This is a genomic window from Kitasatospora sp. NPDC059747 (genome assembly GCF_042732955.1).
Lineage (GTDB): Bacteria > Actinomycetota > Actinomycetes > Streptomycetales > Streptomycetaceae > Kitasatospora.
The window spans coordinates 4973-14799 of the sequence record NZ_JBHWGV010000053.1 but is presented as its reverse complement, the minus strand read 5'-3'; the positions used below and the strand labels follow the sequence as shown (position 1 = coordinate 14799).

8 protein-coding genes are annotated in these 9827 nt (G+C 75.5%); 5 read left to right on the top strand and 3 right to left on the bottom strand.

Features of this window, described 5'->3' with window-relative positions; all coding sequences use genetic code 11:
* Positions 1–151: 151 nt before the first annotated feature.
* A complete protein-coding gene (locus ACFV4G_RS23035; protein ID WP_380443300.1) occupies positions 152–745 on the bottom strand; it encodes a TetR/AcrR family transcriptional regulator in 594 nt (197 codons plus the stop codon).
* A gap of 64 nt (positions 746–809) precedes the next feature.
* On the opposite strand from ACFV4G_RS23035, the gene ACFV4G_RS23030 reads away from it, so the two are divergent.
* The 5 genes from ACFV4G_RS23030 (at position 810) to ACFV4G_RS23010 (ending at position 5491) form a co-directional block, all read left to right on the top strand.
* Positions 810–1292 (top strand): SRPBCC family protein, encoded by a 483-nt coding sequence (locus ACFV4G_RS23030; protein ID WP_380443298.1) that lies wholly within the window; start codon positions 810–812, stop codon positions 1290–1292.
* 431 nt (positions 1293–1723) lie between these two features.
* Positions 1724–1954 (top strand): hypothetical protein, encoded by a 231-nt coding sequence (locus ACFV4G_RS23025; protein WP_380443296.1) that lies wholly within the window; start codon positions 1724–1726, stop codon positions 1952–1954.
* A gap of 154 nt (positions 1955–2108) precedes the next feature.
* Positions 2109–2885, top strand: a complete 777-nt coding sequence (locus ACFV4G_RS23020; RefSeq protein ID WP_380443294.1) for a serine/threonine protein kinase — start codon at positions 2109–2111, stop codon at positions 2883–2885.
* Positions 2886–2887: 2 nt separating this feature from the next.
* Positions 2888–4291: a serine/threonine-protein kinase gene (locus ACFV4G_RS23015; RefSeq protein WP_380443292.1), complete on the top strand. Its 1404-nt coding sequence runs from the start codon at positions 2888–2890 to the stop codon at positions 4289–4291.
* A gap of 123 nt (positions 4292–4414) precedes the next feature.
* Entirely contained in the window at positions 4415–5491 is a 1077-nt protein-coding gene (locus tag ACFV4G_RS23010) for a hypothetical protein (protein ID WP_380443290.1), read from the top strand.
* A 57-nt stretch (positions 5492–5548) separates the two neighbouring features.
* Here the strand turns inward: ACFV4G_RS23010 and fxsT are convergent, their stop codons facing one another.
* On the bottom strand, positions 5549–9124 hold the full coding sequence (fxsT, locus tag ACFV4G_RS23005; RefSeq protein ID WP_380443288.1) for an FxSxx-COOH system tetratricopeptide repeat protein: 3576 nt from the start codon (positions 9122–9124) through the stop codon (positions 5549–5551).
* Positions 9125–9227: 103 nt separating this feature from the next.
* A partial coding sequence (locus ACFV4G_RS23000) for a response regulator (RefSeq protein ID WP_380443287.1) occupies positions 9228–9827 on the bottom strand: 600 nt, incomplete at its 5' end.

Below are 9827 nucleotides of genomic sequence, written 5' to 3'. Positions count from 1 at the left end.
GGCGCCCCCCCCCCCCGGCGGGGGGCGCGCCCCGCCGGCCGCCCCCCCCCCCCCGCCCGGGGCCCCCCCCCCACCCCGCACCAGAAGTCGGGCCCGCCGACTTTTCGCTCACCGCCCCGCCGTCCAGGCCGGGCGGCCATGGGGGCGGTCCTCAGGCGGCCGGGCCCAGGAGGGCGGCGGTGCACTGTTCGGCGAGATCTTCGGCGTGGGCGGGGAGGGCGTCGCCGGAGCGGAGGTGGCGGCGGACCAGGGACAGGGGCAGGTCGACCACGGCGAGGGCCACCCGCTCGGCGGCCTGCGGGCCCTCGGCGCCCAGGGCGGTGGCGAGCTCGGCGAGAGAGGCGCGCACGCGGCGGTTGCCGTCGTCCGCCCGCCGGCGGTGCTCGTCCGACCAGTCGGCGCGCCCGAAGTCCTCGGCGCCGTAGAGGAGGAGAGCGGCCTCCTCGGGGTGGGCGCGGCTCCAGGCGACGACGTGGCGCGCCGCCGCGCAGCCCGCCCGCCGTGCGTCGCCGCCGCTCGCTTCGAGGACCTTGAAGTAGCCGTCCTGGAAGCCCTCCACCGTCCGCAGCCACACCTCGGCGAGCAGCGCGGAGCGCCCGGCGAACCGGTGGTACACCGAGCCGCTCGGGGCGCCCACCTCCGTGGCGACCGCGGACATCGTCACCGCGGCCGGTCCCCCGGCGGCGGCCAGCCGCACGGCGGCGTCGAGCAGCTGGTTCGCATCGAAGCGGGGTGGTCTCGCCATGAAGTGGAGAGTACCCTCCACAATATTAGAGATTGGCCTCTAAAAAGAACCCGAGGAGACCGCGATGGGTGTCTACAACGTGCACGAGCGCCTGCTGGCCGCGCAGCGAAGCGAGGTGGGAGCGCTGATCGACACCCTGGCGAGCAGCGACGACAGGCTGTGGCCGCAGGGCAGTTGGCCGTCGATGGAGTTCGACCGCCCCCTGGCGGCCGGGGCGGTCGGCGGGCACGGCCCGGTCCGCTACACCGTCGCCGCCCACGTCCCCTCGCAATGGGTGCGCTTCACCTTCAGCGGGCCGCGCGGCTTCCACGGATTCCACGAATTCACCGCCCTGGCCGTCGACGAGGAGCACACGCTGCTGCGCCACACCCTCGCCATGGCCGCCCGCGGCCCGGCGCGCCTCACCTGGCCGCTCGTCTTCCGCCCCCTCCACGACGCCTGCCTGGAGGACAGCCTGGACCGCGCCGAACTGGCCTGTTCGGGCACGGTGGCCCGCCCGGCCCGCTGGAGCCGCTACGTACGGCTGCTGCACGCCCTCCTGCACTGACCCACCGGGCGCGGCGGTCAGAGCGGCTGCGCCTGGGCCCGGGCGCAGAGGCGGCGGGCGCTGTCGCCCGGGTGAAAGTGAAGAAGAGCCGCCCGACGCTCCCGTTCACCGCGCCGCCGTGCGTCCAGGTCGCCCCGGGGTCCGGGGTGTTCGGGGGAAGCGGACGGCGGCAGCCGGCAGCAGGACGGCCGCCGTGGCCGCGCTCGACAGGAGGGCTCCGGCAGCAGAGAACCGGCGGGTGAACCTTCGGGGGGTGGCTGACGTCGTTGGCATGGGTGGCACTGCAGGAACGGAACGTCAAGGTCCGCCCTGAAACGGGTTTCACCGGCGCATCGGTGAGGTCAGATTCCGGTAGCGAGTGTTTCGTTCGCGTATCGGGGGATCTGGGAAGATCACCGGCGGTATACGAACACGAAGAAGAGGTGCGGAGCATGGTCGGTGTGGTGCTGGTTCTCGTCCTGCTGCTCGTCGTCGGCGGGTGCGCGTGCGTCGTGTGGGCGCAGCGCGGCGGGCCGGGGTGGGTGCGGGCGGTGGCGGCGGTGACGCTGGGGGCGGGCGAGGTGGTGCGCTCGGCGGCCAAGCGGCGCCGGCGCGGTTCGCGCAACGACGGGGCCGACCTCACCAGCCTCGGTGACGGCGGTGGTGGGAGCAGCGGTTCGTGAGGATCGGCACACGCTTCGCAATCGCCCCGGCACATTGTGTACCGTCGCCCTGAGGTGCGATGAAGGGGGGCGCGACCGTGAGCGAGCGCAGCGAGCGAACCACTGATGGGTGCGTGTTTCGCGAAGCGACCGCCGGGCGCAGCGAGGCGGGCGCATGAGTGGCGTTGTCGTGTATCTGCCGCCTGCGGGCGACGGCAGTGCCGGGGCGGTGACGCTGCGGCTGGGGCCCGGTCAGGTGGCGCGGTTCGGGCGGGGTTCGGCGGCGGTGCCGGTGGAGCTGCCGCTGGCGGACGCGGCGGTGTCGCGGCTGGCCGGGGAGATCCGGGTGACGGAGGACCACTGGCAGCTGAGCAACCTCAGTGCGAGCCAGAGTTACCTGGTGGAGAACCCGGAGGGTGCCGGGGAGTACCTGCGGGTGCCGCCGCGGCGGGCGGGGGCGCCGATCCCGTTCGAGTTCTCGCGCGTGGTGCTGCCGACGCACGGCGGCGGGACGCTGGCCTTCCAGGTGTTCGCCCCCGATCACGTCTACCTGGATCCGGACGGGCTGGGCGGCGACGCCCTGCGGGGCACCCGGACGGTCACGGCGTACTCGCTGGACGAGACGGCGACGTACTTCCTGGTGCTGGTGGCGCTGTGCGAGCCGCGGCTGCGTGACGAGTCGCCGCTGGAGGTGCCGACGACGCCGCGGATCGTGGAGCGGCTGGCCGGTCATCGGGCGTGCGCGCGGCTGACGGCGCGTGCGGTCAGTTCGCACATCGATTACCTGGCCGAGGAGAAGATGCGCATCGCCGCCCCGGCGGAGGAGCGGGGCGGGCGGCGCAACGGCAAGCGGGAGGCGATCGTGGCGATCGCGCTGCGGTTCGGGCTGGTGCGCGAGGAGCACCTGGCGCTGCTGCCGCCGCGCGGCCCGGTCGGCCCCGCCGGTGCCTGAGCGTGCACCCGCTGCCGCCGGGCCGGCGCGTGGGGCGCTGGGAGGTCACCGGGCCGATCGCGGCCGGAGGCTGGGCCAGTGTGTACGCGGGCCGCTCCACCGGGAGCGGTGACGGAAGCGTTGACGAGGACGGTGCCGGGGACGGTGCCGGGGTCGGCACCGGGGTCGGCGTCGAGGTCGCGCTGAAGATCCTGCCGACCGCGGGGCTGACGCCGCGCCAGGCCGCCAAGGTCGCCGAAACCGCGCGCCGCGAGGTGGAGTTCGCCCGCCGCACCCGCCATCCGCGGCTGGTGCGCCTGCTGGACACCGTGCAGCTCGGCGCGGAGGGTGACGCGTTCCTGGACGGCGCGATCGTCCTGGTGATGGAGCGCGCGGAGCGCAGCCTGCGGGACCTGCTGGATTCGGCGGAGGTGTCCGAGGCCGAGGGCGGCGCGCTGATCGCCGGGATCTGCGAGGGGCTGGCCCACCTGCACGCCGCCGGGTGGGTGCACGGCGACCTGAAGCCCGACAACGTGCTGCTGGCCGCCGACGGTTCGGTGCTGCTCGCGGACTTCGGGCTGGCGACCGAGCTGACCGGGACCGGTGGCACGCACGGCCACGCGCCGCCGATGGGCACGTTCGACTACCTGCCGCCCGAGCGCTGGCGGGCGCCGCTGGGCGAGCAGGGTGTCACCGTGCGTCCCAGCGGGGACATCTGGGCGCTGGGGATCGTCGTGCACGAGGTGTTCGCGCGCGGCGCCTCGCCGTTTCCCGGCGCGACCCCGGCGGCGCGGGCGGCGGCCGCCCAGGAGTACGCGGAGCGGCGGGCGCCGCTGCGGATGGCGGACGGGGTGCCGCCGTTCTGGCGGGCGCTGGCCGCCGACTGCCTGGCGCCCACCCATGCCGAGCGCGCCGCCCACAGTGCCGAGAGCCTGCTCGCGCGCATCCGCGCCCACCGGGGCGGGGGCAGACACGGGCGGCGGCGCCACGGGCCCGCGGCGCTCGCGGCGGCGGCCGTGCTGGCGTCCGGGGCGGCAGTGGCGGGCACGGTGGCGGTGGGCTGGACGGACGCCGGCGGCAGCGCCCCGGCGGCGGGGCACGTACGGGTGTACAACGCGGACCCGGGCTGCCAGAGCCGGGCGGGCCGGGATCCGCAGTGCAGCCTGGGCCTGGCGATCGACCCGCGCGAGCCGTACCTGGCGGGGAACGTGGTGGCGACCCGGGTGTGGCACGGGGACGTGCTGGACGCGGAGTGCGAGGAGCCGCACGGGGTGCCGATCGTCGACGAGATGGGCACCCAGTCGCCCCGGTGGTTCCGGGTGCGCCTGCCCGGGGGCCCGTCGGAGCCGGCGGCGTGGCTGCCGGCGGTGCGGACCCTGGACCGCCCGGAGCTGCCGGCCTGCCCGGCACCATCCTCGACTGGCTGACGGGGCCGGTCAATCCGGAGCGTTCCGGATACCGGCCCCGCGCGCCCGCGGCTAGCTTGCGGACGGTCCGTCAGGGCCCTTCCACCGCGGAGCCCTTCCACCGCAGACCCCCAGGAGCCAGCCTTGCGCACTACGCCGATCCTGCGCCGTGCCGCGCGCGCCGTGGTCCCCGCCCTGGCGGCGGCCGCGCTCGCGCTGGGCGCGATACCCGCCGCCACGAACGCCGCGAACGCCGCGTCCGCCGTACCCGTCCGCTCCCCCGTCACGGGAGCCGCCGCGCTCGACTCCGACACCGACGGCCCGATCGGGCGCGGCGAGGTCATGGACCGCGCGTGGTCGTGGATCGCCGAGCAGGTGCCGTACAGCCAGCAGGGCTGCCACGGCAACCAGTTCGGCTGCTACCGCCCCGACTGCTCCGGCTTCGTGTCGATGGCCTGGCACCTGGGCACCTCGCTCACCACGTGGACGCTGTGGAACGTGACCGCCGACATCCCGGCCGGTGACCTCCAGCCCGGCGACGCGCTGCTCAAGGACGCCGGCGGCACCGACCACGTCGCCCTGTTCGTGCGCTGGGCCGATGCCGCCCACACCCAGCCGGTGGTGCGCGAGGAGTACGACTTCGGCCACGTCGCCGAGGAGCGCACGTGGGGTGACGGGCTGCGCGGCTTCACCCCGCGCCGCTACAACCGCCTGGACGACCTGATGCCCTACGGCGCGATCCGGGTCAAGTACGACGCCATGGGCGGTCTGAACAGCGTGCTGGGCGCGCCGATCCGCGGTGAGCGCGACTCGGCGGCCGGCGGGCGCTTCCAGCAGTTCAAGAACGGCATCATCCTGTGGCACCCGGACGAGGCCCACCCCGTCTACGGCGAGATCCTCACCCGTTTCTGGGCCACCGACGCCGAACGGGCCTGGGGCTTCCCGACGATGGACGAGGCGGACGGGGCCGCGGCCCCCGACGGCACCCGCGGGCGCTACCAGTTCTTCGAGCGGGCCGTGATCCTGTGGTCCGCCCCGACCGGTGCGCACGTCGTCCACGGCGCCATCTACGACGCCTTCCACGCCGCCGGCCACGAGAAGGCCGTCGGCTACCCCGTCACCGACGAGGCCGACGAGCCGGGCGGGCGCGTCCAGAAGTTCCAGAACGCGACCGTCCACTGGAACGCCGCCACCAACACGACCTCGGTCACCCGCCCCTGACACTCCGTACGGCGCTCGCAGCCCCCGGCCCTCCCGCGGCCGGGGGCCCGGGCCGTCTCAGAGCCGCACCAGTTCGACGTGGGCGGCCAGGCGGGTGGCGGCTTCGGTGGCCGTGGTGACCGGGTGGGCGGGGCCCAGGGCGTCGGCGGCCTGGCGGGCGCAGCGGGCGCGCAGGCGCGCGGCCTCGGTGTGGTGGCCGAGGGCGGCCAGGTCGAGGGCGAGGTTGGCGCGGGCGGTGAGCACGTCGTAGTGGGTGTCGCCGACCACGGCGGTGAGCAGGTCCATGGCGCGGCGGCCGAGTTCGGCGGCCGCTTCGCTCTCGCCGGTCTCCGCGAGGCCGGTGGCGTGGTTGATCAGGACGGCGCCCAGGTAGGGGTGGTCGGCGCCGATGGCGCGGGTGAGGCCGGTGACGGCGGTGTGGGACAGGGAGCGGGCCTCCGCGGCGCTGCTGGTGGCACGGAGGTGGACGGCGAGGCCGGCGGTCAGGGCGAGGGTGACGGGGTGGGCCTCCCCGAAGTGGTCCTGGCCGGCCCGGTGGGCGCGGGCGGCGATGCGGGCGGCGCGCTGGTGGTCGCCGCGGGCGTGGAGGGCCGCGGCCAGGGTGGTGGCCGCGACGAGGGAGTGCAGGTGGTGGGGGCCTTGGACGTCGCCGAGGTCCTGGTAGGTCTGGCCGGCCTGTTCGCAGGCGGCGGGCAGGTCGCCGAGGCGGAAGGTGGTGGCGGCGAGTTCGGCCCTGGCGTACAGGGACTGGGTGTTGCGGCTGCTGACGGTGCGCTGGTAGGCGAGGACGGTGTCCTCCAGCACGGTCAGCGATTCGCGTAACCTTCCCATCTCGCGCAGTGTGCCGCCGTAGGCCGCGGCCGAGAGCAGGGTGTCGAGGTCGGCGGGGCCGAGCAGGCGCCGCTGGCGGCGGTAGCTGCGGCGGTAGAGGTCCAGGGCGCGGGGCCAGTCGCCGGTGAGGTCCTCGGAGACGGCCAGGTTGTGGAGGGTCATGCCGATGCGCGGGTGGTCGGGGCCGAGCGCCTGGAGGACGTGGTCGAGGGTGTCGCGGTCGAGTTCGCGGGCCTCCTGGTAGCGGCCGAGCAGGCGCAGGTCGGCCGCGAGGTTGCCGGCGGCGATGAGGGTCTGCAGGTGGCGGGGGCCCAGTTCGCCGCGGAAGCGTTCCAGGGCGGTGCGGTCGATGGTGTAGCTGGCCCGGAATTCGCCCTGTTCGCGGAGCACGTTGGCGAGCTGGACGCGCAGCATGCCGGTCTGGAGGCCGTCGGTGCCCGGGCGCCCGCCGTCCGGGGCGGCCCTGCTCCAGCGTTCCAGGGTGCGTTCGGCGAGTTCCCTGGCCTCCGGGTAGAGGCCGCGCTTCCACAGGAAGCGTACGGAGTTGACGATGAGCCGGCGCACGTCGGCCTCGGTGGAGTCGGCGGCGCCGCTGGGCCACAGGTGCGGGAGGATCTCGGCGAAGGCCTCCCAGGTGCCGACCCGGTCGGGGTCGGAGGGTGCCGCGGCGGCGAGGGCGAGCTGGACGACGCGGCGCATCTCCTCGCCGCGCTGGGCGGGCAGCTGGTCGCGGACGACGGCCTGGACGAGGCGGTGGACGGTCAGGGACTGGCGGCCGGCGTCGGCGCGGGCCAGGCCGGTGCGGTGGATGGTGCGCACGAGCTCGCCCATCTCCAGGCGGGTGCCCAGGGCGTCGCCGTCGAGGCCGAGGTGGCGGGCCAGCAGCGGGGAGAGCAGCAGTGCGGTGGGGATCGGCTCGGGGCCGAAGTGGGCGCAGATTTCGAGGAGTTCGGCGGCGCGGGCGTTGGTGCGGTGGAGTTCCTCCAGGGACAGGTGCCAGGTCGCGGCCACCGAGCGCGGGTAGTCGGTGGCGGGCAGGCGGGTGCGTTCGAGGATCTCGGTCATGGTGGCGGCGAGCAGGTCGAGGTAGTCGGTGACGGGCATGCCGCTCTCGCGCAGCCAGGCGGCGGCCTGGGCGATGGCCAGCGGCAGGTCGCCGAGGCGGTCGCAGACCTGGTCGGCCGCGTCGTGGCCGAGGCCGGGGTTGAGGCGGTGGAGGTGCTGGAGGCTCTCGGTGCGGCGGAAGACGCCGAGTTCGACGACTCCGGCCCGGCCGCTCCAGGCGGGGTTGCGGGAGGTGATGAGGATGTGGCCGCCGAGGGGGCCGTCGACGAGCCAGCGGGCGAGCTGGTCGGGGCCGGTCGCGTTGTCGAGGATGAGCAGCCAGCGCCGGTAGGGGGTGCCGTGGCGCAGTGCGGCGAGGACGCGGGCGGCGGTGTCCTGGCTGTCCTCGCCGTGTTCGAGGCCGAGTCCGGGGGCGAGGGCGGCCAGCCGGGTGGCGATGAGTTCGGGCTGTTCGGCGCCGATCCACCACACGACGTCGTAGCCGGCGCGGAAGCGGTGGGCGTATTCGGCGGCGGTCTGGGTCTTGCCGACGCCGCCGAGGCCGGTCAGGACGCGGACGGCGCCGGCGGGGGCGGTGGTGAAGCCGTCGCGCAGGGCCTCGAGTTCGCGGTCGCGGCCGGTGAAGGAGGTGTTGCGGGCGGGGATGTCCAGGACGGCGGGCAGGTCGCCGGGGTGGCCGCCGCGGGCGGACGGGCGGTCGCCGGCGCTCTCCCGGGCGGGGTGGCCGACGGCGGTGGCCAGCCGGGTCAGGGAGTCGGCGGCCGAGGAGCCGGCGAGGTCGACGCTGGGCCGCTCGGCGAAGAGCCGGGGCAGGGCGGTGTCGGGGTCGCCGACCCGGACCGGGACGAGGGCGGGCACGCCCGGGGCCGCCTCGCGGCCGGCGAGCGCGCGGAAGAGGCGCTCGGCGCGGGGGTGGCCGGGGTAGGCGGCGGAGAGCAGGACGACGACGCGGCCCTGGCCGGTCAGGGCCCAGCCGGCCTCGACGGGCAGGCCTTCCTCGGCGGCGGCGACGCTGTGCAGGGTGGTGCGGTAGCCGAGGGCGGTCAGCTCGGTGGCGGCCCACTCGGCCCACATCCGTTCGGCGGGGGCGTAGCTGACGAACAGGTGGGCGGGCGGGTGGTGGCCGGCGGCGGCCGCGGGCTGGTCGGGGCGGGGGCCGGGCGGGAAGGCTCCGGGGTAGTGCCGCAGGTCGAGGTCGGCGAGTTCGGGCAGGCGGGCGCGTTGGGCGGGCAGGCGGACCCGTTCGGCCAGGACCTCGACGACGCGCCGGTAGTCCGCTCCGCCCGGGTCCTGTTCGATGAGGCGGCGCAGTCCGAGTTCGGCGTAGCGCTCCCCCATGGCGGGTTCGACGTACTGGACCTCGTCGGCGGGGGCGGCGGGCCCGGCGGGCAGGGGCTCCCACAGGACGGGCAGCAGGGCGCCGCTGTCCCAGCCGGTCTCGCGTTCGTAGGCGATGGTGCGGGAGCGGAAGGCGGTCCACTCCTTGCCGCAGTAGACGCTGGCGAAGTAGGCGGGCGAGTAGAGCGCGACCATGGTGCGGCAGCGGGCGACGGTGCGCGACAGCCGCAGCTCCCAGTCGGTCCCGAGGAACAGCTGCTCGACGTCCCGGAAGCTCGGCAGCGCGGCCGCGTCCGGGTCGCGCCGGGCCAGTTCGGCGCGCAGGTCCTGGTAGAAGCCAGCGACGGCCGAACCGTTGTCGTCCGCCCGCGCGTAGCTGAGGAAGAAGTACGCCTCCATGTGTCCCCCGGCACTCTGGTGTCCGTACTCGGACGGGTCCGTCCAGTGTGGACCGGCGCACGCGGGTTGCGTAGGGGCCGGGGCGCGTGCGTGCCGTGCGTGCTCAGGCGGGCTGGACGAGCCGGTTCTCGTAGGCGTACACGACCGCCTGGACCCGGTCGCGCAGGCCGAGCTTGAGCAGGATGCGGCTGACGTGGGTCTTGACGGTGGCCTCGGCGAGTTTGAGCTCGGCGGCGATCTCGGCGTTGGACAGGCCCCGGGCGACCGTGATCAGGACGCTGCGCTCGCGGGCGGTCAGCGCGGCGACGGCCTCCTCGCCGCGGGTGGCGCCGCGGCCGTCGGCGGGCAGGTGGGAGGCGAAGGTGTCGAGCAGGCGGCGGGTGACGCGCGGGGAGACGACCGCGTCGCCCGCCGCCACGCAGCGGATCGCGGCGAGCAGCTCGTCCGGTTCGGCGTTCTTCAGCAGGAAGCCGGAGGCCCCGGCGCGCAGCCCGGCGAAGGCGTACTCGTCGAGGTCGAAGGTGGTGAGGATGAGCACCTTGGTGTCGGGGCGCTGTTCGACGATGCGGCGGGTGGCCTCGATGCCGTCGGTGCCGGGCATGCGGACGTCCATGAGGACGACGTCGACGGGCCGCTCGACGGCCAGGCGGACGGCCTCCTCGCCGTGGGGGGGGGGCGCGGGGGAGAGAGAGAGCGCGGGGGA

What these genes read in the sequence shown, in the direction of transcription:
- ACFV4G_RS23035 (WP_380443300.1), bottom strand. Translation starts at nt 745, where the DNA reads ATGGCGAGACCACCCCGCTTCGATGCGAACCAGCTGCTCGACGCCGCC.
- ACFV4G_RS23030 (WP_380443298.1), top strand. Translation starts at nt 810, where the DNA reads ATGGGTGTCTACAACGTGCACGAGCGCCTGCTGGCCGCGCAGCGAAGC.
- ACFV4G_RS23025 (WP_380443296.1), top strand. Translation starts at nt 1,724, where the DNA reads ATGGTCGGTGTGGTGCTGGTTCTCGTCCTGCTGCTCGTCGTCGGCGGG.
- ACFV4G_RS23020 (WP_380443294.1), top strand. Translation starts at nt 2,109, where the DNA reads ATGAGTGGCGTTGTCGTGTATCTGCCGCCTGCGGGCGACGGCAGTGCC.
- fxsT (WP_380443288.1), bottom strand. Translation starts at nt 9,124, where the DNA reads ATGGAGGCGTACTTCTTCCTCAGCTACGCGCGGGCGGACGACAACGGT.